Raw genomic sequence first — 24,451 nt, 5'->3', positions numbered from 1 at the left:
AAAGAACTTCAGGCAGTAATCAGCTTCTCCCGCAACTTGGCAATGTCGTCGCGCATCTGCGCCGCCGCTTCGAACTCCAGGTCCCGCGCCAGCTGGAACATCTTTTCTTCCAGCTGCTTGATGCGCTTGGTGATCTCCGCCGGCGAACGCAGCTCGGCTTCGTACTTGGCGCTCTCCTCCGCCGCCTTGGCCATCCCTTTGCGCTTCTTGCTGCGCGAGCCCGGCACGTTGGCGCCTTCGAGGATGTCGGTGATGTCCTTGACCACGCCCTTGGGCACGATGCCGTGCGCCTGGTTGAAGGCGATCTGTTTTTCCCGGCGCCGCTCGGTTTCGTCGATTGCCCGCTGCATCGACCCGGTGATCTGGTCGGCGTAGAGAATCGCCCGGCCATTGAGGTTGCGCGCGGCGCGGCCGATGGTCTGGATCAGCGAACGCTCCGAACGCAGGAAGCCCTCCTTGTCCGCATCGAGGATCGCCACTAGCGACACCTCGGGCATGTCCAGGCCCTCGCGCAGCAGGTTGATCCCCACCAGTACGTCGAACGTGCCCAGGCGCAGGTCGCGGATGATCTCGACCCGCTCCACCGTGTCGATATCCGAGTGCAGGTAGCGCACCCGCACGTCGTGATCGGCGAGGTAGTCGGTCAGGTCCTCGGCCATGCGCTTGGTCAGGGTGGTAACCAGCACGCGCTCCTCCACCGCCACGCGCTTGCGGATTTCCGAAAGCAGGTCGTCGACCTGGGTCAGCGCCGGGCGGATCTCCACCTGCGGGTCGACCAGGCCGGTCGGTCGCACCACCTGCTCGACCACACGACCGGCATGCTCGGCCTCATAAGGCCCCGGGGTCGCGGAAACGAAAATGGTCTGCGGGCTGACGCTTTCCCACTCGTCGAAGCGCATCGGCCGGTTGTCCAGCGCCGACGGCAGGCGGAAGCCGTATTCCACCAGGGTTTCCTTGCGCGAACGGTCACCCTTGTACATCGCCCCGACCTGCGGAACGCTGACGTGGGATTCGTCGATCACCAGCAGCGCATCCGGCGGCAGGTAGTCGTACAAGGTGGGCGGCGGTGCCCCGGCCGGCCGGCCGGACAGGTAGCGCGAGTAGTTTTCGATACCATTGCAGTAACCGAGCTCGAGGATCATCTCCAGGTCGAAACGGGTGCGCTGCTCAAGACGCTGGGCTTCCACCAGCTTGTTGGCCTTGTGCAGGTACTCCAGACGGTCCTTGAGCTCCTCCTTGATGCCGTCCACCGCGTCCAGCAGCGTCTCCCGCGGCGTGACGTAATGACTCTTGGGGTAGAAGGTGAAGCGCGGCAGCTTGCGGATCACCTCGCCGGTCAACGGGTCGAAGGCCGAGAGGCTCTCCACTTCGTCGTCGAACAGCTCGATGCGGATGGCTTCCAGGTCCGATTCGGCGGGAAATACGTCGATCACGTCGCCACGCACGCGGAAGGTGGCACGGGCGAAGTCCATTTCATTGCGGGTGTACTGCAGGTCGGCAAGGCGGCGCAGCAAGGCGCGCTGGTCGAGTTTGTCGCCGCGGTCGATATGCAGGACCATTTTCAGGTAGGTTTCGGGGCTGCCGAGGCCGTAGATGCAGGAAACCGTGGTGACGATGATGGCATCGCGCCGTTCAAGCAGCGCCTTGGTCGCCGACAGGCGCATCTGTTCGATATGGTCGTTGATCGAGGCATCCTTCTCGATGAAGGTATCCGACGACGGCACGTAGGCTTCCGGCTGGTAGTAGTCGTAATAGGAAACGAAGTACTCGACGGCGTTGTTGGGAAAGAACGCCTTGAACTCGCCGTACAACTGCGCGGCCAGGGTCTTGTTCGGTGCCAGGACCAGGGTCGGCCGCTGCACCTGGGCGATGACATTGGCGATGCTGAAGGTCTTGCCCGAGCCGGTCACACCGAGCAGGGTCTGGTGCGCCAACCCCGCCTCGATGCCCTCTACCATCAGGCGGATGGCTTCCGGCTGATCGCCGGCCGGCTGGAAACGGGTGACCAGTTGAAACTCGGACATGACGGACCTCTGCGCGAATGCGGATACAGGCAACTGTATTTTTAGCCAGTAGTTATACCCAATTAATGCCGCTATGTGCCAGTTTCAACCCTGGCCGTCCACGGTTGACCGGGGGATTCGACTAACGGTCGAAAAATATTCCCCCAAACAGCAGGAAAAGCTGCGCCCGACTGTCGCAGTGACCGAGCGGTATCACTATACTGACTCCCCGTTTGTGCACCGCTCTAGTGCATTCGGCTGGAGCGTGCAGACCCTACTCACCCTCCATTCAGAGCCAAGGTAATAATGAGCCTGTTTTCCGCTGTCGAGCTGGCACCACGCGATCCCATTCTGGGCCTCAACGAAGCATTCAACGCCGACACCCGCACCGAGAAAGTCAACCTCGGCGTAGGCGTTTACTGCAACGAAGAAGGACGCATCCCACTGCTGCGTGCGGTCATCGAAGCCGAAACCCAACGTGCCGCCCAGCACGCTTCCCGCGGCTACCTGCCGATCGACGGTATCGCCGCCTACGACCAGGCCGTGCAGAAACTGCTGTTCGGTGCCGAGTCGCCGCTGCTGGCCGAAGGCCGCGTAGTCACCGTCCAGGCCGTCGGTGGTACCGGCGCCCTGAAGATCGGGGCCGACTTCCTCAAGCAACTGTCGCCGAACGCCGTCGTCGCCATCAGCGACCCGAGCTGGGAAAACCACCGCGCCCTGTTCGAAACCGCCGGTTTCCCGGTGCAGAACTACCGCTACTACGACGCCCCGAGCAACGACGTCAACCGCGCCGGCATGCTGGAGGACCTGAACAACCTGCCAGCGGGTTCGATCATCGTCCTGCACGCCTGCTGCCATAACCCGACCGGCGTCGACCTGAGCCTGCAGGACTGGAAAAACGTCCTGGAAGTGGTCAAGGCCAAGGGTCACGTGCCATTCCTGGACATGGCCTACCAGGGCTTTGGCGATGGCATCGCCGAAGACGCCTTCGCGGTCCGCCTGTTCGCCGAATCGGGCCTGGAATTCTTCGTCTCCAGCTCGTTCTCCAAGTCGTTCTCGCTGTACGGCGAGCGCGTCGGCGCCCTGTCGATCGTCACCAGCGCCAAGGAAGAAAGTGCGCGCGTGCTGTCGCAGGTCAAGCGCGTGATCCGCACCACCTACTCCAACCCGCCAACCCACGGCGCCAGCATCGTCGCTGCCGTACTGAACAGCGCCGAGCTGCGTCAGATGTGGGAAACCGAGCTGGGCGAAATGCGCGGCCGCATCCACGGCATGCGTAAGCAGATGGTCGAGCTGCTGGCTGAATACGGTGCCAAGCGCGACTTCAGCTTCGTCGGTCGCCAGCGCGGCATGTTCTCCTACTCGGGCCTGAGCGTCGAACAAGTGGCCCGCCTGAAGAACGACTACGGCATCTACGCCCTGGACACCGGCCGCATCTGCGTGGCCACCCTGAACCAGAGCAACATCCACGTGGTGACCAAAGCCATCGTCGAGGTGCTGTAAGCGATAAATTCCCGGGGAAGCTTGACTTCCCCTTGGGAATCAGTAAGATACGCCCCAGATTCCGCGATAGCTCAGTCGGTAGAGCAAATGACTGTTAATCATTGGGTCCCTGGTTCGAGTCCAGGTCGCGGAGCCAAATACTGAAAACCTCCAGATGCGCAAGCACTGGAGGTTTTTCATTTGTGGCAGAAAAATCCGCAACGACCGGTCACTGCCGCCCGATCGGATAGAACTCGCCGCCGCTCCATACCCCGAGCCAGGCCTCACCGTCGATCTCGCGGGACTCCGCCAGCTCCACCAGTTCATAGAACACATTGCGGTGAATCAAGGCTTCAAGGTTGGCCCGTATATGCACGTAGGGCGAAGGTTCCTGTGTCAGCGGATCGATGACGAAACGCAGCGGATGATCCGGACCGGCCTCGACCTGGTCCTCCACATTGCTGGTAAAGCGCAGCACCTGCGCTTCACCACTGCCCTGCACGTCCACGCTGACCGCCACGAACGGCGCATCATCGACCTTGATCCCGACCTTCTCCACCGGCGTGACCAGGAAGTAATTGTCACCGTCACGACGGATGATGGTGGAGAACAGCCGCACCATGGGTTTGCGGCCGATCGGCGTGCCCTGGTAGAACCAGGTGCCATCACGGGCGATACGCATGTCGATATCGCCGCAGAAGTCCGGGTTCCACAGGTGCACGGGCGGCAAGCCTTTTTCCGCCTTTGGAATCTGCGCCAGCAGGTCGCCCGCCTTGCTCGTATCCGCCATGCCCAAGCCCCTCAGTTACTCAGTCCCAGAAGAGCACGAGCGTAGTCCTCCAGAGGCTGGGCAAGCAAATCTTCCGGCTTGTTGTCATGGAATGTCAGCAATCCGCCGCGGGTGTGGATGCGCGCCGTGTCGATGAGGTAGCGGGTACTGGTTTCGATCAGCATCAACTGGATGGTGCCGGTGTCGATACCCAGGCGGTCCACGGCTTGCTCGTCATACCATTCATCACCGTTGCCGATACGGTTGTCCGCCTTGGCGAAACGGGTATAGAGCAAGTAATGGGCGCCGACGGAGCGCGCTTCGCCCAGCGCATCTTCCAGGCCGATCGGCCCTTGTGCGCGGCGCACCAACGGGAAGTATTCGACGAAGCCCTTGAAAGCCTCTTCCGCCACCACATTGGGACGCGGATAGGCCCGGCCCGGCGGCACGAAAACGCCCTGGGCGATGAAAATGAACGAGTCGGGTTGCAGGCGCAGCGACATCGAACGCTGGGTATTGCTGTGGTCCAGCAGACCGGCATCGCTCATGTGATAGCGGGTGGCTTCACCCATGTCGCTGACATTCATGCAGCCACCCAGCGTGACGAACGCCAGCAGCAGAACCAGGCTACGCATCTTTCCTCCAGAGGCCGGCGACGGAAAACCGGCGGACAGCCCGTGGATGCAGGTTCTGTTCCAGCTTGCAGCACCTGGCTGCATCAACCACCGATGATCTTCATCACCGTGGCGCCACCGGAGAAGGCCACGCTCTGTTTGTCGCCAAGCGCCTTGACCAGCAGGCCCTGCAACGCCGGCAAAGCCTGGTGGCGAGGCCGGTCGAGCAGGTCGCCGATGTAGTGGCGGTTGCTTGACGACAGGCAACCGTGCAACCAGCCGGTGGAGGAAAGGCGAAGGCGCGAACAGGTACGGCAGAACGGCACGCTCTCGTTGGCGATCACACCGAAGCAGCCCTGCCCGGGAATCCGATAGCGCAAGGCAGTGGCATCGATCGGCGCTTCGGCCTGGGCGTACTCGTAGCGCTCGCCAATCACTTGCAGCAGGGTCTCCAGGCCGACGAACTGCTGCAGGAAGGCGTTGTTGTCACGTGCCAGGTGGCCCATGCGCATCAACTCGATGAAACGCAGTTCATAGCCGTGCTCCAGGCAATACTCCAGGAGCGGCAGCACCTGGTCGAGGTTCTGCCCGCGCAGCGGCACCATGTTGACCTTGATCTTCATCCCCGCTGCCGCCGCTTGCGCCATGCCATCGAGCACGCTGGGCAGGTCGCCCCCGCGGGAGATGCTGCGAAATGCCTTGGCGTCGAGTGTGTCGAGGGACACGTTGAGCCGTCGGATACCCACCTCGCTCAGCAGCGGCAGCTTGCGCGCCAATAACTGGCCGTTGGTGGTCAGGCTGATGTCGTCCAGGCCGAAGCCGGCCACGGTCCTGAGGAAAGTTTCCAGCTTGGGACTGACCAGCGGTTCGCCGCCGGTTACCCGCAGGCGCTCGATGCCGGCTGCTTCGATCAGCCAGGCCACGCCGCGAGCCAGGGCTTCGGCGGAAAGTTCGTCCTGGGCGGCGACCAGACGCTTGCCATCGGGCACGCAGTAGGTGCACGCGTAGTTGCAAGCGGCGGTAAGGCTGACACGCAAATTGCGAAAACGCCTGCCTTGACGGTCGACGATCATGGAGAACTCCGGGATGGAATGATTCGGGCCTGCAAAACCTGACTCAAAAATCAGGTTTTTGCAAGCCTCGCCTCCAAAGTATATTCCTGCCCCGTCATCACCGACAGCGACGGTGTCGCAGGCAGGTATCAGTTCGCCGCTGGTTCCGGGTCGCGCTTGCGCTTGTTGCCCATGCGCACGCCGATATCCATCAGGAACTGGAAGAAGCCCTCCTGGTCTTCCAGCACGTTGCTCCAGAACGGCGAGTGGTACAGCGCCACGGCGCCGTGTACCAACGCCCAGGCGGCGCAGTAGTGGAAATACGGCGGTACATCCTCGAGCTTGCCCTCACTGATCCGGCCCTTGATGAGCAGGGTCAGGCGGTCGAAGTTCGAGGCGCGGATCTTGTGCAGTTCCTCGACCATTTCCGGTACCTGGTGCCCCTTGACCACCTTTTCCTCAAGGCGGTCGAACAGGCGGTAGCGCTGAGGATCGCGCATGCGGAATTCGAAGTAGGCGCGCGACAGGGCTTCCTTGTCGCGGTCGACATCGGCGGAGTGCAGCAGTTGGTTCAAATCCCGCTCGTAGTCGAGCATCAGGCGCAGGTAGATCTCCGCCTTGGACTTGAAGTGCTTGTAGATCGTGCCTTTGCCGATACCCACAGCATCAGCGATCATCTCGACGGTGACGCTATCTTCACCCTGTTCGAGAAACAGCTTGAGTGCGGTATCGAGAATCTCTTGCTCACGGCGACGAAATTCACGGACCTTGCGAGGTTCTTTCTGCATAAGAAGGACTGGATCAAAATCGAAGCCAAGTATTATGCCTAACTTGCGGGAAAATGCACGGATCATCCAAGCATGTTCATGGCTTCGAGAACCTTTGCCAGGAGCGATGCGCTCTCAGCAGCGGCGGGCGTATTCCAAATCTGTTTAAAAAACGAGCAGCCTGGGCTGGAAGCCCATCAATCCTGATTAATACTTGAATTGTTGGCGGGGCATATCCCCCAAGTGTCTCGCCGATAAAGGTGATCAGGGAGTGTTCGCCTTTGTTTTACTCCTAATGGTCTTGACCCGGATTCCCCCCCCAGAACCCGGGTTTTTTTTGCCCGTTCGCCGGGCTCAGGCCGCGGACACGCGCGCCAGCGGGAACAGCCGGCGGAAGTTGGCGGTGGTCTGTTCCGCCAGTTGCTCGTAGCGCTCGCCCCGCACCAGGGCAATGAACTCGGCAACGTCGCGTACGTATTCCGGCAGGTTCGGCTTGCCACGATGGGGAATGGGCGCAAGGTAGGGCGAGTCGGTTTCCACCAGCAGGCGGTCGGCCGGCACCTGGCGCGCGACATCCCGCAGCGCGTCGGCATTGCGGAAGGTGACGATGCCGGACAGGGAAATGTAGTAACCAAGATCCAGCGCCGCCCGGGCCATGTCCCAATCCTCGGTGAAACAATGCAGCACACCGGCCTGGGGCAAGTCGGCCTCGCGCAACAGGGCCAGGGTGTCGGCCCGCGCGGCACGGGTGTGGATAACCACCGGCTTGCCGGTGACGCCGGCAGCCTCCAGGTGCAGGCGGAACGAAGCTTGCTGCAACTGCGCCGCGTCCGGCTCGTAGTGATAGTCAAGGCCGGTCTCACCGATGGCCACCACGTTCGGATGGTTCAGCTCCTGCAGCAGCCAGTCCAGCGCCGGCTCGGCCCCCGGCGCCAGGTCCAGCGGATGGACGCCCACCGAACAGTCCACATCGGCGTAACGCTCGGCCAGGGCCTTGACCTGGGCGGCGTTGTCGGCGCTGACCCCGATGCACAGGAAATGCCCGACCCCACGGGCACGCGCGGCGTCCAGCGCAGCATCCAGGGAGCCATCATGGGCAGCGAGATCAAGACGGTCGAGGTGGCAATGGGAGTCTACGAGCATGGCGAAGTCACGATTGGAAAAGGAAATTGAGGAAATTCAGCGCTGCCCCGGCAACATTGCCCAGGAAGCCAGCAGGGCCTCCAGCAACAGCACGCGGTTGAGATTGGCCTTGCCGAGGACTTTCTGGCGCTGTTCGAGAATCCAGTCCTGGATCTCCAGCACCCTGCCCTGCGGGCTTTTCTGCGCGAGGTACTGCACGACCTTGCGCATATCGGCCAGGCCAAGGCCCTCCTCATCCTGGGTCAACTGGTAGCGCAGGATCAGGTTCGACCAGTCGCAGAACCAGTCGAACAGGTGCAACAGGGAGACATCCTTCCAGGATTCGGCAAGCTGGCTGGGCGATTGCTGCTGCTTGAGCAGTTTCTTCACCCCGTCGACCACTTGGGCACGGTGCTCCCGCACACCCTGGCCTTGCAGATCGACTGCCATCAGCGGTGACCCGGCGGCCAGGCTCAGCAGCTCGATGCGTTCCTGCTCCTCGCATCCAGGCAGGGCCGAGGCCAGCCAGGCCTGGCTTTCGGCCTCCTTCGGTTGCGGGCAGGCAATCTGCTGGCAGCGACTCTTGATCGTCGGCAGCAAGCGGCTTGGCTGGTGACTGACCAACAACAGAACGGTATCGCCAGAAGGCTCCTCAAGGCTTTTGAGCAAGGCGTTGGCGGCATTTACGTTCATCGCCTCCACCGGCTCGATCAATACCACCTTGCGTCCTCCCAACTGGGCGGTCTGGGTGACGAAGCCGACCAGGTCACGAACCTGGTCGACCTTGATCGGTTTGTCCGCCTCTTCCGGCTCCAGCACGTAGTTGTCAGGGTGACTGCCTGCCGCCAGCAGCATGCAGGACTTGCATTGTCCACAAGCCCGGAGTTCCGCAGGACGCTGGCACAACAGCAGCGCCATCAGGTTCTCGGCCAGGGCACGCTTGCCGATTCCCTGGGGACCATGCAGCAGATAGGCATGGGCATGCCGGGCGCGGCCGGCCAATTGCTGCCAGAGCGCCGCCTGCCACGGATACGCTTCAGCCACGGCAACGGTCCACGATCTGCCCGACCAGGCCATCCAGCGACTGCTGCACCGCTGGCAGCGGCTGCGCCGCATCGATCAGGCAGTAACGTTGCGGGTCGGCCTTGGCCCGGTCGAGGTAGGCCTGGCGCACGGCTTCGAAGAAGCCCTGGCCTTCCTGCTCGAACCGGTCCAGGCGCCCCCGGGCGGCGGCCCGGGAAAGGCCGACTTCAACCGGAAGGTCGAACAGCAGCGTCAGGTCAGGCTGCAACCCTTCCTGGACGAACCGTTCGAGCGTGGCGATACGCTCCACGTCCAGGCCACGACCACCTCCCTGGTAGGCATAGGTGGCATCGGTGAAACGATCACAAAGCACCACGGCACCACGAGCCAGGGCCGGGCGGATCACTTCGGCCAGATGCTGGGCCCGGGCGGCGAAGACCAGCAACAGTTCGGTATCGGCATGCATTTTTTCATCACTGGGCGCGAGCAACAGCTCGCGGATCCGCTCGGCCAGGGGAGTGCCGCCCGGTTCGCGGGTCAGCAGCACATCCAGGCCGCGGTCGCGCAGATGCCGCGCCAGATAGTCGCGGTTGGTGCTCTTGCCGGCGCCTTCCGGGCCTTCCAGGGTAATAAACAAACCGCTCACTCGGCGTCCTCGAAAATGGTCATTGCTGGATAGCGTCCCCGGCGGCCGGCGTCTCGACCGGACCAACGGCGGGTGGCACCGCGGGTGTCTCCTGCGGTACCGGCTCGTCCTTCCGGACCTTGTCATCACCGTTGAGCGGCGCCGGGCTGGAACGATAGTCGGCGCGACGCTTCAACTGATATTCGCGTACCGCCGCGTTGTGGGCGTCGAGATCGTCGGAGAAGACATGGCTGCCATCACCGCGGGCGACGAAATACAGGCTGGTGCCAGGCGCAGGATTGAGTGCGGCATGGATTGCCTCGCGACCGACCATGGCGATGGGCGTCGGCGGCAGGCCGCTGATCACGTAGGTGTTATAGGGCGTGGGCTCACGCAGGTCGGCGCGGGTGATCTTGCCGTTGTAGCGCTCGCCCATGCCGTAGATGACGGTAGGGTCGGTCTGCAATTGCATGCCGATCTGCATGCGCCGGACGAACACCCCGGCGATCTGGCCACGCTCATGGGGTACCCCGGTTTCCTTTTCGACCAGCGAGGCCATGATCAGCGCCTGGTAAGGGTCACGGTAAGGCAGTTCGGCGGGACGATCGGCCCACTCCCTGGCCAGCACCTCTTCCAGGCGGGCATAGGCCTGTTGCAGCAACTCGACATCGGAGGTGCCGCGCACGAACTTATAGGTATCGGGGAAGAAGCGGCCCTCGGGGAAAACCGTCGGATGCCCCAGTTGGTCCATCACCTCGGCATCGCTCATGCCGTCCAGGGTGTGCTTGATCTTTTCATGCCTGGCCAGGGCTGCGCGCACCTGGCGGAAGGTCCAGCCCTCGACCAGGGTCAGGTTGTACTGGACCACGTCGCCACGGCGCCAGGCGTCGAGCAGATCGCGGACGGTCATGCCCGGCGTCATGCGGTACTCACCGGTATGCAGCGCGGTACCGGCCATATTGAAACGCCAGTAAAGACGCAGCCAGAAGGCGTCCTTGATCAGGCCCTGGCCTTCCATGCGATAGAACATGCGATTGGGGTTGGTGCCGGTGGGGACATCCAGCAGTTCCTCGCCACCAAGGTGCAACGGCTGGTCCACCGACGAACTGACCTTCCAGGCGGAATAGCCAAGCACCAGGCCGCCCAGGATCAGAATGATCTCCAGCAGCAACAACAATTTACGTCTCAAAATCAGGCATCCAGCAGCGTGCGGGCAATGGCCTGCAGTTTACGGGTGAGAGGCCCCGGCGACCAGTTCAGCGATGCGAACGAGCGCACCGGCCAGACACCGTAGACACTGTTGCAGAGAAACAATTCATCCGCCTGCTCGAGGTCGTCCAGCGCCAGGTCGCGGATCTGCAGGTCGATACCTTCGCGACCGGCGGCGTCGAGCAGCGCCGCGCGCATGACGCCTGCCACGCCACAGCGACTCAGGTCAGCGGTAAGCAACTGCCCGCCACGCACCAGGAACAGGTTGCTGTATACCCCTTCGATGACACGACCGGACATATCCAGCATCAATCCTTCAGCGTACTCGGCGCCCTGCCATTCGGCGCGCGCCAGGACCTGTTCCAGGCGATTGAGGTGTTTGAGACCAGCCAATAGCGGCTGCTCGGCCAGGCGGGTACGACAAGGGAAGAGGCTTACGCCCTGGTCAGCATGCTCAGAGGGATAAACCGGTGCGGGATTGCCTTGGAGAATCCGCCGCGGCCTGGCTCCGGGGACAACTGCGTAACCGCGCTGGCTATCGCCCCGGGTCAGGATCAGCTTGAGCACGCCGTCGCCGAGCAGCACGGCATAGCGGCAGCACTCGTCACGAATCAGTTGGAGATCAACCTCGATGGCCAGGCGCTGGCAACCCAAGGCCAGGCGATCGAGGTGATAATCGAGCAGCGAGGCTTTCCCCGCCTTGACGGCGATGGTCTCGAACAAACCATCGCCATAGGCCAGGCCGCGGCTTTGCAACGCCAGGGTATCGGCGCCCTGCCCATCGACCCAGGCCTGCATCAGCCGACGAACCGACGGAACACCAGCGAGCCGTTGGTACCGCCAAAACCGAACGAGTTGGACAGCACCACGTCGATCGGCATGTTGCGCGCTTCATGAGGCACGAAGTCGAGGTCGCAGCCGACATCCGGTTCGTCGAGGTTGATGGTTGGCGGCGCCACCTGGCTGTTGATCGCCAGGACGCTGAAGATCGCCTCTACCGCTCCGGCCGCGCCCAGCAGGTGCCCGGTCATGGACTTGGTGGAACTGACCGCCAGGTTGTAGGCATGCTCGCCGAATACCGACTTGATCGCTGCCACTTCCGCCAGGTCACCGGCAGGCGTCGAGGTACCGTGGGCATTGATGTAGTTGACCTGCGTCGGATCGACCTGTGCGTCACGCAGCGCATTGGCCATGCAGCGGGCGGCACCGGCACCATCCTCGGGTGGCGAGGTCATGTGGTAGGCATCGCCGCTCATGCCGAAACCGACCAGCTCGGCATGGATGGTCGCACCGCGGGCCTTGGCGTGCTCCAGCTCTTCGAGCACCAGGGCACCGGAACCGTCGGACAGGACGAAACCGTCGCGGCCCTTGTCCCAGGGACGGCTGGCGCGGGTCGGGTCGTCGTTGCGCGTGGACAGCGCACGGGAGGCGCCGAAGCCGCCCATGCCGAGGCCGCAAGCGGCCATCTCGGCACCGCCGGCGATCATCACGTCGGCTTCGCCGAAAGCGATGTTGCGCGCGGCCATGCCGATACAGTGCGTACCGGTGGTGCAGGCGGTGGCGATGGCATAGTTTGGCCCCTGCACACCCAGATGGATGGACAGGAAACCGGAAATCATGTTGATGATCGAGCCAGGCACGAAGAAGGGCGAAATGCGCCGCGGACCTTGCTCGTGCAAGGTACGACTGGTGTCTTCGATATTGGTCAGGCCGCCGATGCCCGAGCCCATGGCCACGCCAATGCGCTCACGGTTGGCATCGGTGACTTCCAGGCCGGCATTGCGCACCGCCTGAAAACCGGCCGCCAGGCCGTACTGGATGAACAGGTCGAGTTTGCGAGCTTCCTTGAGCGACAGGTACTGCTCGACATCGAAGCCCTTCACCGAGCCACCGAAGCGGGTGGAATAGGCAGAAAGGTCAGTATGCTCGATCAGACCGATGCCACTGCGGCCAGCCAGAATGCCCTGCCAACTGCTCGGTACATCGGTACCCAGTGGCGACAGCATGCCCATACCGGTGACCACGACGCGTCTACGCGACACAGCGCTCTCCTTTTTCTATATGTCTACATCTCTTGCAAAGAAAAAACCGCACGCCAGCAAAGGCAGTGCGGTTTTTCCCTGACAAGAAGTAACGACTAAAGCAGTCTTAGCCCTGGTGGCTGTTGACGTAGTCGATAGCAGCTTGAACAGTAGTGATCTTCTCGGCTTCTTCGTCAGGAATCTCGGTCTCGAATTCCTCTTCCAGAGCCATCACCAGCTCAACGGTGTCAAGCGAATCGGCACCCAGGTCCTCAACGAAGGAAGACTCTGGCTTCACTTCTTCTTCCTTGACGCCCAGTTGCTCGGCAACGATTTTCTTGACGCGTTCTTCGATGGTGCTCATACCTTGTTTTCACTCCTAATGGACATATGTCAGGCAGCTGGCCGGTGTGTAAGTTTATAGAAAGGCGCCTGCTTTTCAAGCTAAACGCGCCCTCCTGCATCGCACCTGCCGCTACCCCTGGAATTTGGTTGCAGCTTTATAACGGATTTTAGTCAGCACGTATGACATTTTTTTAAAACAATCCGTCACATTTAACTACATGTACATCCCGCCGTTGACCGGAATGGTTGCGCCGGTCACGTAAGCCGCACCGTCGGAAGCCAGGAATGCGACCACCTTGGCGATCTCATCGGCCTGGCCCAGACGGCCCAGCGGAATTTGCGTCTGCAGCGCTTCACGCTGCGCTTCAGGCAGCTCACGGGTCATATCGGTGTCGATAAAGCCCGGAGTCACCGAGTTCACGGTAATGGCGCGGGAACCCACTTCGCGGGCCAGCGCGCGGCTGAAGCCCTCCAGGCCAGCCTTGGCGGCAGCGTAGTTGGCCTGACCGGCGTTGCCCATGGCACCCACCACCGAACCGATGCTGATGATACGGCCCCAGCGCGCCTTGGTCATGCCGCGCAGGACCCCCTTGGACAGACGGTAGAGGCTGTTCAGGTTGGTATCGATGACATCGAACCACTCGTCATCCTTCATGCGCATCATCAGGTTGTCGCGAGTGATGCCGGCGTTGTTGACCAGGATAGCCGGCGCACCGAACTGCTCCTGGATGGTCGCCAGGACCGCGCTGACGGATTCGTCGCTGGTGACGTTCAGTTCCAGGCCGGTACCGGTGATGCCATGCTCCTTGAGGGTAGCGGCGATACGCTCGGCGCCGGACGCAGAGGTAGCGGTACCGATCACGGTAGCGCCCAGGCGACCCAGCTCCAGGGCGATGGCCTGGCCGATGCCACGGCTTGCGCCAGTGACCAGTGCAACTTTACCTTGCAGACTCATGCAGGCTCTCCTAATCAGGCCAGCGCCGCGCGAGTGGCGGCGAAGGCATCCGGGGTATTGAGGTTGTGGGTGGTCACGCCGTCGGCGCACCGCTTGTTGAGACCGGCAAGCACCTTGCCAGGACCGCACTCGACCAGTTGCACCGCGCCCTGGGCAGCCAGGGTCTGCACGCACTCGACCCAACGGACCGGCTTGTACAGCTGCTCCAGCAGGTCGCGCTTGAGGGCATCCAGGTCAGCCGGCACCGCCGCGCTGACGTTCTGCACCACGGGAATGGCCGGGGCCTTCCACTCGATGGCGCTCACCGACTCGGCGAAGCGCTCGGCGGCCGGACGCATCAGTTCGCAGTGCGATGGCACGCTGACTGCCAGTGGCAGGGCACGCTTGGCACCACGGGCCTTGCAGCCCTCCATGGCACGATCGACCGCAGCCTTGGCGCCGGCGATGACCACCTGCCCCGGCGAGTTGAAATTGACGGCGCTGACTACTTCGCCCTGGGCCGCTTCGGCACAGATGGCTACGACATCGGCGTCATCCAGGCCGAGGATGGCAGCCATGGCGCCCTGCCCGGCCGGAACGGCTTCCTGCATCAGTTGACCGCGACGCTCGACCAGCCTGACCGCATCGGCCAGGCTCAGGCTGCCAGCGGCGACCAATGCACTGTATTCACCCAGGCTGTGACCGGAGACGAATGCCGGACGCGCACCACCCTCCGCCAGCCACAGGCGCCACAGGGCAACCGAAGCGGTCAGGATGGCAGGCTGGGTTTTATCGGTTTGGTTGAGTTGCTCTTCCGGACCTTCCTGGACCAGCGCCCAGAGATCGTAGCCCAGAGCCTCGGAGGCCTCACGGAAGGTCTCGATGACCAGTGGATACTGGGCGCCCAGCTCGGCGAGCATGCCGAGGGACTGCGAACCTTGACCGGGAAAGACGAATGCGAGGGATGCAGACATTGAACAAGCCCCTAGTGATCTTGTCGTCGAAAATGAGTGTCCAGCCGTAGCTGGACACAAGAAAATCGAAAGTTGGATGGTAACGAGAACCAAGCGGTCACATTTAACCACTTCCCGCCGATTATGCCTAAAGCAACAGATCCTCGAGTCGGCCGTGCAAACGCTCGGGCAGGTTTTCCTGGATTTCGATCAGAGCCCGCTGGATCGCACTCTGGAAACCCTGCACGCCGGCGGAGCCATGGCTCTTGATGACGATGCCCTGGAGCCCGAGAAAACTTGCGCCATTGTGTCGCGCCGGCGCCAGGTCGGCCTGCAGGCGCTTGAGCAGCGGCATCGCCATGGCCCCGACCAGGCGCGATGCCATGCTGCTACGGAACAGCGCTTCGATACGGGCGCCGATCATGGTCGCCAGGCCCTCGCTGGATTTGAGCAGGATATTGCCGACGAAGCCGTCGCACACCACCACGTCGGCTTCGCCGCGATACAACCCGTCGCCCTCGATGAAACCGATGTAGTTCAGGCCACGGGCCTGCTGCAGCAGACTGGCCGCCAGCTTGACCTGCTGGTTGCCCTTGATGTCCTCGGTACCGACATTCAGCAGCGCAACCCGCGGGCGGGAGATCCCCAGGGCCTGGGCCGCCACCGAGCCCATCACGGCGAACTGGTACAGGTGCTCGGCACTGCAATCGACATTGGCACCAAGGTCGAGCAACTGGCAGTAGCCGGTACGGGTCGGGATCGCCGCGACCATGGCCGGACGATCGATGCCGGGCAGGGTCTTCAGCACATAGCGCGAAAGCGCCATCAAGGCACCGGTATTGCCGGCACTGACGCAGGCCTGGACCTTGCCATCGCGCAATAATTCGAGAGCGACGCGCATCGACGAATCGGGCTTGCCACGCAACGCCTGGGAGGGCCGCTCATCCATGCCGATCACTTCGCTCGCCGCAACAATCTGCAGCCGCGCGCGATCCGCTGCCGACTGGCCAGCGATCAAATCTTCAAGGAGGGAGGATTGACCGACGAGGGTCAGGTGAAGCGAGGGGGTAGCCGAGAGACAAGCGAGACTTGCCTGGACAATGCTGCGGGGACCGAAGTCCCCGCCCATTGCGTCGATCGCAATGATCTGAGCGGACAAGGATTACTCGTCAGCGCCCTTGTCGATCACTTTACGGCCACGGTATACGCCTTCTGGCGAAACGTGGTGACGCAGGTGAACTTCACCGGTGGTTTTCTCTACGGACAGGGCGTTGGCTTCGAGGGCATCGTGCGAACGGCGCATGTCACGGGCAGAGCGGGATTTTTTGTTCTGCTGAACAGCCATAATTGATTAACTCCTAAACGTTTGGGTCACGCTTTAACTGCGCCAATACACTGAACGGGTTGGACCGCTTTACCTCGTCCTCGCTCGGTTCGGGCTCATCGGCGCCCGCCGGCTGCTGGCATTCTTCCGGATGATGAGCAGGCACGATGGGCAAGGCGAGCAACAGCTCTTCCTCGACCAGCGCCCGCAGATCCAAAGGATCCTCGCCCAGTTCCAGCACGTCATAACCTTTCGGCAACGACTGGGTATTCGCACCCTCCTTCACCACGGCGTAAGTACATTCGCTGTGGATCGGCAGGGTGACCAGCTCAAGACAACGCTGGCAAACCATCTTGACCTCGACGCTCAGGTCGGTGTGGAAAACCACCGCGCCCTGCTCGTCTCGCTCAAAATCGAATTTGGCCTGCACCGTACCGACATTGTCGGAAAGCGGGTCGCAGAGTCTATCCAAATCGGCGAGCGGTACGCTTCCTTCGATGGAAACGCCACGATCGGCCAATTTGCGCGGGTCAACGTGAGGTGGAATCGGGTCATTCAACATAGGCGCAGCATTCTAGGGATGCCCCCCGCCCCTGTCAAAGGAAATTCCGTCCCGGCCCAACATGTTAGAATCGGCGAACCTGCACTGGAGTATTTCATGCTACCGCTGATACTGGCTTCCAGCTCACCCTACCGGCGCGAATTGCTGGCGCGCCTGCATCTGCCATTCGATTGGGCCTCGCCGGATATCGACGAACGGCGCATCGACGACGAGCCCGCCGTCGACCTGGTCAAGCGCCTCGCCCGGGAAAAGGCCCTGGCCCTGGCCGACCGGCATCCGGCGCACCTGATCATCGGCTCCGACCAGGTGGCAGTACTCGGCGAGCAGATCCTCGGCAAACCGCACACGTTCGACAAGGCCTGCGAGCAGTTGCTGGCAGCAAGCGGAAACCATGTCACCTTCCTGACCGGGGTCGCCCTGCTCAACAGTGCAACCGGTGAATGCCAGGTGGACTGCGTTCCGTTCAGCGTGCACATGCGCGACCTGGACCTGCCGCGCATCGAGCGCTATCTGCGCATCGAGCAACCCTACGATTGCGCTGGCAGCTTCAAATGCGAAGGGCTGGGTGTCAGCCTGTTCCAGGACACCCACGGCTGCGACGCGACCAGCCTGATCGGACTGCCGCTGATTCGTCTGGTGGATATGCTGATAAAGGAAGGCGTGAGCGTACCCTGAGCAGCAAAAGCACTGCGGACCTTGTGGGAGCGGGTTTACCCGCGATTGCTGTAGTGAACTCACCATAGCAATCGCGGGTAAACCCGCTCCCACAGGGTACGCGTCGCGCCTTGGAACTGTCTCTGTGCGACAGCGCAATCTGAAAGACTGGGCGGACTCCCACAGGTTTTGTGTCCAGCTTGATGCCCAACAAAAAGCCGACCATCGAGGTCGGCTTTTTATCAGCAGGAAAGAATCAGCGCAGGCTCGGCCCCTGGAACCCCATCCACATCGCCAGGTGCTCGGCGACGCTGGCCCCGAGGCGCTTGGAGAAGCGATCGAACGGCGACTCCTCGATGGTGAAGTCCACAAGATCCTTTTCACCCACCACTTCCCTGGCCACATAGCCAGCACTGCCCAGGGCATCCACCAGCCCCAGATCCACAGCCTGCTCGCCAGACCAGATCAACCCACTGAACAGCTCGGGATGTTCCTTGTCCTTCAAGCGCTCCCCTCGCCCCTGCTTGACGCTGGCGATGAACTGCTTGTGGGTGGTATCCAGCACACCCTGCCAGAACGCAGTCTCCTCGGGCTTCTGCGGCTGGAATGGATCAAGGAACGCCTTGTGCTCGCCGGCAGTGTAGGTACGGCGCTCGACCCCAAGCTTCTCCATGGCGCCGACAAACCCGTATCCGGCCGCGGTAACGCCGATGGAACCGACCAGGCTTGCCTTGTCGGCATAGATCTGGTCTGCCGCGCTGGCAATGTAGTAGGCACCCGACGCACCGAGATCGGTGATCACCGCATACAGCTTGATCTGCGGATATTCGCCACGCAGGCGGCGGATTTCGTCATACACGTAACCCGCCTGCACAGGACTGCCGCCCGGGCTATTGATGCGCAGCACGACGGCCTTGGTCTTGGGATCCTTGAACGCCGCACGCAGGCTGCCGATGATGTTGTCGGCACTGGCCTCTTCCTTGTCGGCAATGACCCCGCGCACCTCGACCAACGCCGTGTGCCCGGCACCTCCGACAGCACCCTTCTCCATCTTCGCCAGAGGCGAGAACAGGAAGAGGATGCCGAACAGATAAAGGAACGTCAGCAACTTGAAGAAGATCCCCCAGCGCCGCGCCCTGCGCTGTTCCTGGACGCTGGCCAGCAAGGTCTTTTCCAGCAACTTCCAGCTTTTCTGCTCTTCGTCGTTTTCTTCGCGAGGCGCTTTCCACTCGTCGACCATGCTTTACCTACCCTGGAAATACCGGTGTAGCCGCCCGGGCAAGCCAGGCCGGCAACTGTGAGAAGTGTTCGATAGACAACTGCGGACGGTGAACGCTCAACGTCTCCAGCGACATGGCACCATACCCCACCGCGACCGAATGCATCCCGGCGTTCTGCGCCATGAGCAGGTCGAAGGACGAGTCACCGACCATCAGCGACCGCGACGCCGGGACCCGGCAGTGCGCCATGATCTCTTCCAGCATCAGCGGATGCGGCTTGCCGCGGGTTTCGTCGGCAGCGCGGGTGATATCGAAGAAATCCTCCCAACCATTGGCCTTGAGCACCCGATCCAGCCCGCGCCGGGCCTTGCCGGTGGCGACGGCCAGGCGGTAGCCCTCGGCGCGAAAGGCGTCCAGCGCTTCGACCACGCCCGGGAACAAGGGTGAAGGCTGGTCATCGAGGGCCATGTAGATGTCCGCGTAGTGCTGACGGAAAGCCATGACCTCGGCCTCGACCAGTTGCGGATACAAGGTGCTGATGGCTTCGGGCAGTGCCAGGCCGATGATGCCCTTGACTGCCTCGTCGCTGCACAGCGGATAGCCGGCACGCTCGGCGGAGGCATGCATGGCCTCGACGATACGACCGATGGAGTCGGCCAGCGTACCGTCCCAATCGAAGATCAGCAGGTCGTAGTCACGTTGCACTCAGGCGCTCCACGGTCTGGGCCCACATCTCGTCCACCGGCGCCTCGAGCTTGAGCTCACCGCCATCTGGCAAGGGTACGACCAGGGCATAGGCATGCAGGAACAGGCGCTTGCCGCCCAGCTCGCGGATCTCCCGGGTAAAGTCCTCGTCGCCGTACTTGCTGTCGCCGGCGATGGCATGCCCGGCATGCAGGGCATGGACCCGAATCTGGTGGGTGCGACCGGTGATCGGGCGAGCCTCGACCATGGTGGCGAAGTCACCGAAGCGGCGCAGCACGCGGAAGACCGTCAGTGCCTCCTTGCCCTCGTCATTGACTTCGACCATTCGCTCGCCGGAGCGCAGATTGCTCTTGAGCAACGGCGCATTGACCTGCTTCTTGCCGGTCGCCCAATGACCACGGACCAGCGCCATGTAGCGCTTGTCCACGCCATCGCCACGCAAGGCGGTGTGCAGGTGGCGCAGCATGCTGCGCTTCTTGGCGATCATCAGCAGGCCGGAGGTGTCGCGGTCGAGACGATGGACCAGTTCCAGCTCCTTGGCATCCGGGCGCAACTGACGGAAGGCTTCGATCACCCCGAAGTTCAGGCCGCTACCGCCATGCACGGCGATGCCGGCCGGCTTGTTCAACACGATCAGCGCCTTGTCTTCATAGACGATCGCCGCCTCGAGCCGCTGCAGCAGCCCCTGGGCCACCGGCACCGGCTCGTCGCGCTCGGGCAGGCGCACCGGCGGCACACGCACGATATCGCCGGACTGGATCTTGTATTCTGGCTTGATGCGCCCCTTGTTCACCCGCACTTCGCCTTTGCGCAAAATGCGATAAATCAAGGTCTTGGGTACACCCTTGAGAACATTGACAAGGAAGTTATCGATACGCTGGCCGGCAAGTTCCGGCGGGACTTCGATCAGCTGGACGCTGGAAGTCTGGGGGGTAGAGGTCGTCATTTGGCGGATCATAACAATTTTTTATGGATTTGAAGCACTTAATGATTGCTGCTATAGTCGCGAACGCCGCCAAAAGCGGCTGGCCAGCGGACCAATGGCTTCAAGCCGGCCCTGACCGACGCAATTCTCGAGGACGCGAGGCCGTCCGACGGGGCTTTCGCCAGTTTACAGAAATGCCTGGAATCGCCACCAGCGCCGATGAGAGAAGACCGATAAAAAACAACAAGAGCGGCTTTTGACCCTCCCTTTCCGTTTTTTTTCGATGCCACTCTTCTCAGTGCCAACGCTTTCACGCAGTCATGGCGGATGCTTCGGAAATACCTGCCTTAGCCATAAACTGCGCGGGCTCCCGTATGGAGCCGGCGATAAATGCAACCCGTTGCGGATTCAGCGCGCGGCAGCACCCGATTATCAGGGATACGTGTAGGGTGGAGATGCACAACCGTCGGACCGTGTAGTACTGCGTCCCGGCCTCAGCGCCGGACCTGGTCTCGAAACAGGATGCCCACCGGGCGTCCACGGACGAAGGCTGATTCCTCCTCCTGACTGACGTGCATATGACACAACAGCAAGCAGGACGCGTCGTCGCGGCCTCGGCAACACTGGTCACCAGTCAGCCGGAAGTCGCTGGACACGGGATGGCCCGCCACCCCTGACGCACCTGACACCGACCGTGAGAAGTCGTGTGTGCCGAACGCCGTTTCCGGCAGCCCGGAAACCGACGGTATTACATGAAAAGAATGCTGATTAACGCGACTCAACCCGAAGAGTTGCGTGTTGCTCTGGTAGACGGCCAGCGCCTCTACGACCTGGACATCGAGTCCGGTGCGCGCGAGCAGAAGAAGGCCAATATCTACAAAGGCCGGATCACCCGTATCGAACCCAGCCTCGAAGCCGCTTTCGTCGACTTCGGCTCCGAACGCCATGGCTTCCTGCCACTCAAGGAAATCTCCCGCGAATACTTCAAGAAGAACCCGGAAGGCCGGGTCAACATCAAGGAAGTACTGAGCGAAGGCCAGGAAGTCATCGTCCAGGTCGAAAAAGAGGAGCGTGGCAACAAGGGCGCAGCCCTGACCACCTTCATCAGCCTTGCCGGCCGCTACCTGGTACTGATGCCGAACAACCCGCGTGCCGGCGGGATTTCCCGTCGCATCGAAGGCGAAGAACGCAATGAACTGCGCGAGGCCCTGAACGGCCTGGTCGCTCCGGCCGACATGGGCCTGATCGTGCGCACTGCCGGCCTCGGCCGCAGCAGCGAAGAAATGCAGTGGGACCTCGACTACCTGCTGCAACTCTGGACCGCGATCAAGGAAGCCTCCCAGGACCGCGCCGCGCCCTTCCTGATCTACCAGGAAAGCAACGTCATCATCCGCGCCATCCGCGACTACCTGCGCCAGGACATCGGCGAAGTGCTGATCGACAGCATCGATGCCCAGGAAGAAGCCCTGACCTTCATCCGCCAGGTGATGCCGCAGTACGCCAGCAAGATCAAGCTGTACGAAGACAGCGTCCCGCTGTTCAACCGTTTCCAGATCGAAAGCCAGATCGAAACCGCCTTCCAGCGCGTGGTCGACCTGCCGTCCGGCGGCTCGATCGTGATCGATCCGACCGAAGCCCTGGTGTCGATCGACATCAACTCGGCGCGCGCCACCAAAGGTAGCGATATCGAGGAAACCGCCCTGCAGACCAACCTGGAGGCGGCTGAGGAAATCGCCCGCCAACTGCGTCTGCGCGACATCGGCGGCCTGATCGTCATCGACTTCATCGACATGACCCCGGCCAAGAACCAGCGCGCTGTGGAAGAGAAAGTCCGCGAGTGCCTGGAAGCCGACCGCGCCCGCGTCCAGGTCGGCCGCATCTCGCGCTTCGGCCTGCTGGAGATGTCCCGCCAGCGCCTGCGCCCATCCCTGGGCGAAAGCAGCGGCATCGTCTGCCCGCGCTGCAGCGGCACCGGCATCATCCGTGACGTCGAGTCGCTGTCGCTGGCGATCCTGCGCCTGATCGAAGAAGAAGCCCTGAAGGACCGCACCGCCGAGGTTCGTGCCCAGGTGCCGATCCCGGTCGCCGCATTCCTGCTCAACGAAAAGCGCAACTCGATCACCAAGATCGAACTGCGCACCCGCGCGCGCATCATCATCCTGCCGAACGATCACCTGGAGACGCCGCACTTCGAAGTCCAGCGCCTGCGTGATGACAACCCGGAAGCCCTGAGCGCCCAGTCCAGCTACGAGATCGCTGCTGCCGAGGTCGAGGAAGCGCCGCAAGCCGCCGCCACCCGCACCCTGGTTCGCCAGGAAGCCGCAGTGAAGACCGCACCGGCCCGCGGCAACGCCCCGGTCGCCGCCGAGCAGCCTGAAGCAGCCGCTCCTGCAGCGCCTGCCCACGTCGCGCCGGAACCAAGCCTGTTCAAGGGCCTGGTCAAGTCGCTGGTGAGCCTGTTCGCCGGCAGCAAGGAAGAGCCAGTCGCGCCTGCTGCTGCCGCGAAGCCAGCCACCACCGAGCGTCCGCAACGCAACGAAGAGCGCCGCAACGGTCGCCAGCAGAGCCGCAACCGCAACGGCCGCCGCGATGAAGATCGCAAGCCGCGCGAAGAGCGTGCCGAGCGTGCACCGCGTGAAGAGCGCCAGCCTCGCGAGGAACGCGCGCCACGGGAAGAGCGTCAGCCGCGTGAAGAGCGCGCACCACGTGAAGAGCGCCAGCAACGTGCTCCGCGTGAAGAGCGTCGTCCTCGTGAAGATCGCCCGGTCCGCGAACTGCGTGAACCACTGGATGCTGCTCCGGTCGCACCAGCCGTTCGTGAAGAGCGTCCTGAGCGTGCCCCGCGTGAAGAGCGTGCACCTCGCGAAGAACGCGCACCACGTGAAGAGCGTCAACCTCGTGAAGAACGCGCCCCGCGGGAAGAGCGTCAACCTCGCGAAGAGCGTGCTCCACGCGAAGAACGTGCACCTCGTGAAGAGCGCCAACCGCGCCCACCGCGCGAAGAGCGCCAGCCACGCCCTGCCGAGCAGGCTGCCGAAGCTGCCGAGGAGCAACTGCCGAACGAAGAACTGCTGCAGGACGACAACCAGGAAGGCGCCGAAGGCGAACGTCCACGTCGTCGCTCCCGTGGCCAGCGTCGTCGCAGCAACCGCCGTGAGCGTCAGCGTGATGCCAATGGCGAACTGATCGAAGGCGGCGAAGAAGCCTCTGAAGAAGGCCAGGAGCCAAGCACTGCCGAACTGGCTGCCGGCCTGGCCGTGACCGCTGCGGTCGCCACCACTGCCATCAGCGCCAACGCCGAAGCCGAGGCTCACGCCCAGGCCGAACGCGCGACCGCCAAGGTCGAGGAAAGCGCTCCACAGGTCGAACCTGCGCCAGTGCAATCCCAGGCCGCCGAGATCGCCGAAGTGGCCGAGGCCGTGAAACCGTCCGAAGCAGTGGCTGAAACGAGCATTGCCCCTGCGGTCGAGCAACCGGCTGCCGTCGTCGAAGCCGTCGAGCCGAGCGTCGAGCCAGTGGTCGAAGTGACGCCACAGCCTGTCGAGCAGCCTGCCGAAGTGGCCGCGCCTGTGGTCGAAGCCGCTCCGGTCGTGGAAGCCGCGCCTGAGCCAGTCGTTGCCCAGGAGCAGCCACAAGCCCAGGAACCGGTCGTCGAGGTTCAGCCAGTGGTTGAAACGCCAGCGCCAGCCGTTGCCGAGGAAACCCCGGCAGCAGTGGTCGAGGCTCCAGTCGCCGAGCCGGCCCCCGTCGAAGCGCCTGTCGTGACTACCTCGAACGGCCGCGCCCCGAATGATCCGCGTGAAGTCCGCCGTCGCAAGCGTGAAGCCGAAGCAGCAGCTGCTGCCGCGGCCGCCGCAGCGGCTGAGGCCCAAGCCCAGGTCACCGAGGAAGCCCCGAAAGCCCTGGAAACCACCGAAGAGCACAAACCGCACTTCTGATTTCCAAAGGCTGAAAAAAAGCCCCGCCAGTGAAAACTGGCGGGGCTTTTTATTATCTTGGCCGAAAGAACAACCGAGGACCCTGTGGGAGCTGGCTTGCCAGCGATGGCGGTGGTGACTTCAACTACCAATCGCTGGCAAGCCAGCTCCCACAGGTTCCGTGCAGGGCTTTTAATACAGATTCGGCTCCATCTCGAGTTCGAC

At 62.5% G+C, this 24,451-nt stretch carries 23 protein-coding genes and 1 tRNA gene; 4 read left to right on the top strand and 20 right to left on the bottom strand.

Annotated features, from left to right (window positions below; all coding sequences use genetic code 11):
* Nucleotides 1-8: 8 nt before the first annotated feature.
* Nucleotides 9-2,024, bottom strand: a complete 2,016-nt coding sequence (gene uvrB / locus CSV86_RS04030; RefSeq protein WP_009406804.1) for an excinuclease ABC subunit UvrB — start codon at nt 2,022-2,024, stop codon at nt 9-11.
* A gap of 285 nt (nt 2,025-2,309) precedes the next feature.
* On the opposite strand from uvrB, the gene CSV86_RS04025 reads away from it, so the two are divergent.
* Complete coding sequence (locus CSV86_RS04025; protein WP_009406808.1) at nt 2,310-3,506, top strand: amino acid aminotransferase; 1,197 nt, start codon at nt 2,310-2,312, stop codon at nt 3,504-3,506.
* A gap of 60 nt (nt 3,507-3,566) precedes the next feature.
* Nucleotides 3,567-3,642, top strand: a tRNA-Asn gene (locus CSV86_RS04020).
* Nucleotides 3,643-3,714: 72 nt separating this feature from the next.
* Here CSV86_RS04020 and CSV86_RS04015 read toward each other — a convergent pair.
* From CSV86_RS04015 to CSV86_RS03940, 16 genes are all read right to left on the bottom strand, one after another.
* Nucleotides 3,715-4,275: a DUF1285 domain-containing protein gene (locus tag CSV86_RS04015; protein ID WP_009406810.1), complete on the bottom strand. Its 561-nt coding sequence runs from the start codon at nt 4,273-4,275 to the stop codon at nt 3,715-3,717.
* Between the two features lie 11 nt (nt 4,276-4,286).
* Nucleotides 4,287-4,889 carry a DUF4823 domain-containing protein gene (locus tag CSV86_RS04010; RefSeq protein ID WP_009406812.1) on the bottom strand — a complete coding sequence of 201 codons (603 nt, stop codon included), beginning with the start codon at nt 4,887-4,889 and terminating at the stop codon, nt 4,287-4,289.
* 83 nt (nt 4,890-4,972) lie between these two features.
* Nucleotides 4,973-5,941 (bottom strand): GTP 3',8-cyclase MoaA, encoded by a 969-nt coding sequence (locus CSV86_RS04005; protein ID WP_009406814.1) that lies wholly within the window; start codon nt 5,939-5,941, stop codon nt 4,973-4,975.
* Between the two features lie 128 nt (nt 5,942-6,069).
* A complete protein-coding gene (locus tag CSV86_RS04000; protein WP_009406816.1) occupies nt 6,070-6,708 on the bottom strand; it encodes a TetR/AcrR family transcriptional regulator in 639 nt (212 codons plus the stop codon).
* Nucleotides 6,709-7,041: 333 nt separating this feature from the next.
* Nucleotides 7,042-7,830: a TatD family hydrolase gene (locus tag CSV86_RS03995; RefSeq protein ID WP_009406818.1), complete on the bottom strand. Its 789-nt coding sequence runs from the start codon at nt 7,828-7,830 to the stop codon at nt 7,042-7,044.
* Between the two features lie 36 nt (nt 7,831-7,866).
* Nucleotides 7,867-8,853: a DNA polymerase III subunit delta' gene (locus CSV86_RS03990; protein ID WP_009406820.1), complete on the bottom strand. Its 987-nt coding sequence runs from the start codon at nt 8,851-8,853 to the stop codon at nt 7,867-7,869.
* A complete protein-coding gene (tmk, locus tag CSV86_RS03985; protein ID WP_009406822.1) occupies nt 8,846-9,478 on the bottom strand; it encodes a dTMP kinase in 633 nt (210 codons plus the stop codon). The genes CSV86_RS03990 and tmk overlap by 8 nt, the downstream gene beginning before the upstream one ends.
* A 19-nt stretch (nt 9,479-9,497) precedes the next feature.
* Nucleotides 9,498-10,646: an endolytic transglycosylase MltG gene (gene mltG / locus CSV86_RS03980; RefSeq protein ID WP_037062186.1), complete on the bottom strand. Its 1,149-nt coding sequence runs from the start codon at nt 10,644-10,646 to the stop codon at nt 9,498-9,500.
* 2 nt (nt 10,647-10,648) lie between these two features.
* Nucleotides 10,649-11,464: an aminodeoxychorismate lyase gene (gene pabC, locus CSV86_RS03975; protein ID WP_009406826.1), complete on the bottom strand. Its 816-nt coding sequence runs from the start codon at nt 11,462-11,464 to the stop codon at nt 10,649-10,651.
* Nucleotides 11,464-12,708 carry a beta-ketoacyl-ACP synthase II gene (fabF, locus tag CSV86_RS03970; protein WP_009406827.1) on the bottom strand — a complete coding sequence of 415 codons (1,245 nt, stop codon included), beginning with the start codon at nt 12,706-12,708 and terminating at the stop codon, nt 11,464-11,466. The genes pabC and fabF overlap by 1 nt, the downstream gene beginning before the upstream one ends.
* A gap of 106 nt (nt 12,709-12,814) precedes the next feature.
* A complete protein-coding gene (acpP, locus tag CSV86_RS03965) occupies nt 12,815-13,051 on the bottom strand; it encodes an acyl carrier protein (RefSeq protein WP_009406829.1) in 237 nt (78 codons plus the stop codon).
* Between the two features lie 195 nt (nt 13,052-13,246).
* Nucleotides 13,247-13,987, bottom strand: coding sequence for a 3-oxoacyl-ACP reductase FabG (gene fabG / locus CSV86_RS03960; protein WP_009406831.1), 741 nt, complete (start codon nt 13,985-13,987; stop codon nt 13,247-13,249).
* 14 nt (nt 13,988-14,001) lie between these two features.
* Nucleotides 14,002-14,940 (bottom strand): ACP S-malonyltransferase, encoded by a 939-nt coding sequence (gene fabD, locus CSV86_RS03955; RefSeq protein WP_037062188.1) that lies wholly within the window; start codon nt 14,938-14,940, stop codon nt 14,002-14,004.
* A 127-nt stretch (nt 14,941-15,067) separates the two neighbouring features.
* Nucleotides 15,068-16,078: a phosphate acyltransferase PlsX gene (gene plsX / locus CSV86_RS03950; protein ID WP_009406836.1), complete on the bottom strand. Its 1,011-nt coding sequence runs from the start codon at nt 16,076-16,078 to the stop codon at nt 15,068-15,070.
* A gap of 3 nt (nt 16,079-16,081) precedes the next feature.
* The gene (gene rpmF / locus CSV86_RS03945) at nt 16,082-16,264 is read right to left on the bottom strand and encodes a 50S ribosomal protein L32 (protein ID WP_009406838.1); all 183 of its coding nucleotides are present in this window, start codon (nt 16,262-16,264) and stop codon (nt 16,082-16,084) included.
* A gap of 13 nt (nt 16,265-16,277) precedes the next feature.
* A complete protein-coding gene (locus tag CSV86_RS03940) occupies nt 16,278-16,805 on the bottom strand; it encodes a YceD family protein (RefSeq protein WP_009406841.1) in 528 nt (175 codons plus the stop codon).
* A gap of 96 nt (nt 16,806-16,901) precedes the next feature.
* Here CSV86_RS03940 and CSV86_RS03935 point away from each other — a divergent pair, with 96 nt between their 5' ends.
* Nucleotides 16,902-17,480, top strand: coding sequence for a Maf family protein (locus CSV86_RS03935; RefSeq protein WP_009406842.1), 579 nt, complete (start codon nt 16,902-16,904; stop codon nt 17,478-17,480).
* A gap of 235 nt (nt 17,481-17,715) precedes the next feature.
* Here the strand turns inward: CSV86_RS03935 and CSV86_RS03930 are convergent, their stop codons facing one another.
* Genes CSV86_RS03930 through rluC form a run of 3 tightly spaced genes read right to left on the bottom strand, consistent with a single transcriptional unit; the run spans nt 17,716 to nt 20,330 of the window.
* On the bottom strand, nt 17,716-18,699 hold the full coding sequence (locus CSV86_RS03930) for a S49 family peptidase (protein WP_009406844.1): 984 nt from the start codon (nt 18,697-18,699) through the stop codon (nt 17,716-17,718).
* Between the two features lie 7 nt (nt 18,700-18,706).
* Nucleotides 18,707-19,384, bottom strand: a complete 678-nt coding sequence (locus CSV86_RS03925; RefSeq protein ID WP_009406846.1) for an HAD family hydrolase — start codon at nt 19,382-19,384, stop codon at nt 18,707-18,709.
* Complete coding sequence (gene rluC, locus CSV86_RS03920; protein WP_009406848.1) at nt 19,374-20,330, bottom strand: 23S rRNA pseudouridine(955/2504/2580) synthase RluC; 957 nt, start codon at nt 20,328-20,330, stop codon at nt 19,374-19,376. The genes CSV86_RS03925 and rluC overlap by 11 nt, the downstream gene beginning before the upstream one ends.
* 731 nt (nt 20,331-21,061) lie before the next feature.
* Between rluC and rne the strand changes: the two genes are divergently transcribed.
* Nucleotides 21,062-24,247 (top strand): ribonuclease E, encoded by a 3,186-nt coding sequence (gene rne, locus CSV86_RS03915; RefSeq protein WP_080604812.1) that lies wholly within the window; start codon nt 21,062-21,064, stop codon nt 24,245-24,247.
* Nucleotides 24,248-24,451 lie beyond the last annotated feature (204 nt).

This window comes from Pseudomonas bharatica CSV86, assembly GCF_000319305.2.
GTDB lineage: Bacteria > Pseudomonadota > Gammaproteobacteria > Pseudomonadales > Pseudomonadaceae > Aquipseudomonas > Aquipseudomonas bharatica.
The sequence above is the reverse complement of the archived record's forward strand: the minus strand, read 5'-3'. Positions and strand labels throughout refer to the sequence as shown.

What these genes read in the sequence shown, in the direction of transcription:
- uvrB (WP_009406804.1), bottom strand. Translation starts at nt 2,024, where the DNA reads ATGTCCGAGTTTCAACTGGTCACCCGTTTCCAGCCGGCCGGCGATCAG.
- CSV86_RS04025 (WP_009406808.1), top strand. Translation starts at nt 2,310, where the DNA reads ATGAGCCTGTTTTCCGCTGTCGAGCTGGCACCACGCGATCCCATTCTG.
- CSV86_RS04015 (WP_009406810.1), bottom strand. Translation starts at nt 4,275, where the DNA reads ATGGCGGATACGAGCAAGGCGGGCGACCTGCTGGCGCAGATTCCAAAG.
- CSV86_RS04010 (WP_009406812.1), bottom strand. Translation starts at nt 4,889, where the DNA reads ATGCGTAGCCTGGTTCTGCTGCTGGCGTTCGTCACGCTGGGTGGCTGC.
- CSV86_RS04005 (WP_009406814.1), bottom strand. Translation starts at nt 5,941, where the DNA reads ATGATCGTCGACCGTCAAGGCAGGCGTTTTCGCAATTTGCGTGTCAGC.
- CSV86_RS04000 (WP_009406816.1), bottom strand. Translation starts at nt 6,708, where the DNA reads ATGCAGAAAGAACCTCGCAAGGTCCGTGAATTTCGTCGCCGTGAGCAA.
- CSV86_RS03995 (WP_009406818.1), bottom strand. Translation starts at nt 7,830, where the DNA reads ATGCTCGTAGACTCCCATTGCCACCTCGACCGTCTTGATCTCGCTGCC.
- pabC (WP_009406826.1), bottom strand. Translation starts at nt 11,464, where the DNA reads ATGCAGGCCTGGGTCGATGGGCAGGGCGCCGATACCCTGGCGTTGCAA.
- acpP (WP_009406829.1), bottom strand. Translation starts at nt 13,051, where the DNA reads ATGAGCACCATCGAAGAACGCGTCAAGAAAATCGTTGCCGAGCAACTG.
- fabG (WP_009406831.1), bottom strand. Translation starts at nt 13,987, where the DNA reads ATGAGTCTGCAAGGTAAAGTTGCACTGGTCACTGGCGCAAGCCGTGGC.
- fabD (WP_037062188.1), bottom strand. Translation starts at nt 14,940, where the DNA reads ATGTCTGCATCCCTCGCATTCGTCTTTCCCGGTCAAGGTTCGCAGTCC.
- rpmF (WP_009406838.1), bottom strand. Translation starts at nt 16,264, where the DNA reads ATGGCTGTTCAGCAGAACAAAAAATCCCGCTCTGCCCGTGACATGCGC.
- CSV86_RS03940 (WP_009406841.1), bottom strand. Translation starts at nt 16,805, where the DNA reads ATGTTGAATGACCCGATTCCACCTCACGTTGACCCGCGCAAATTGGCC.
- CSV86_RS03935 (WP_009406842.1), top strand. Translation starts at nt 16,902, where the DNA reads ATGCTACCGCTGATACTGGCTTCCAGCTCACCCTACCGGCGCGAATTG.
- CSV86_RS03930 (WP_009406844.1), bottom strand. Translation starts at nt 18,699, where the DNA reads ATGGTCGACGAGTGGAAAGCGCCTCGCGAAGAAAACGACGAAGAGCAG.
- rluC (WP_009406848.1), bottom strand. Translation starts at nt 20,330, where the DNA reads ATGACGACCTCTACCCCCCAGACTTCCAGCGTCCAGCTGATCGAAGTC.
- rne (WP_080604812.1), top strand. Translation starts at nt 21,062, where the DNA reads ATGAAAAGAATGCTGATTAACGCGACTCAACCCGAAGAGTTGCGTGTT.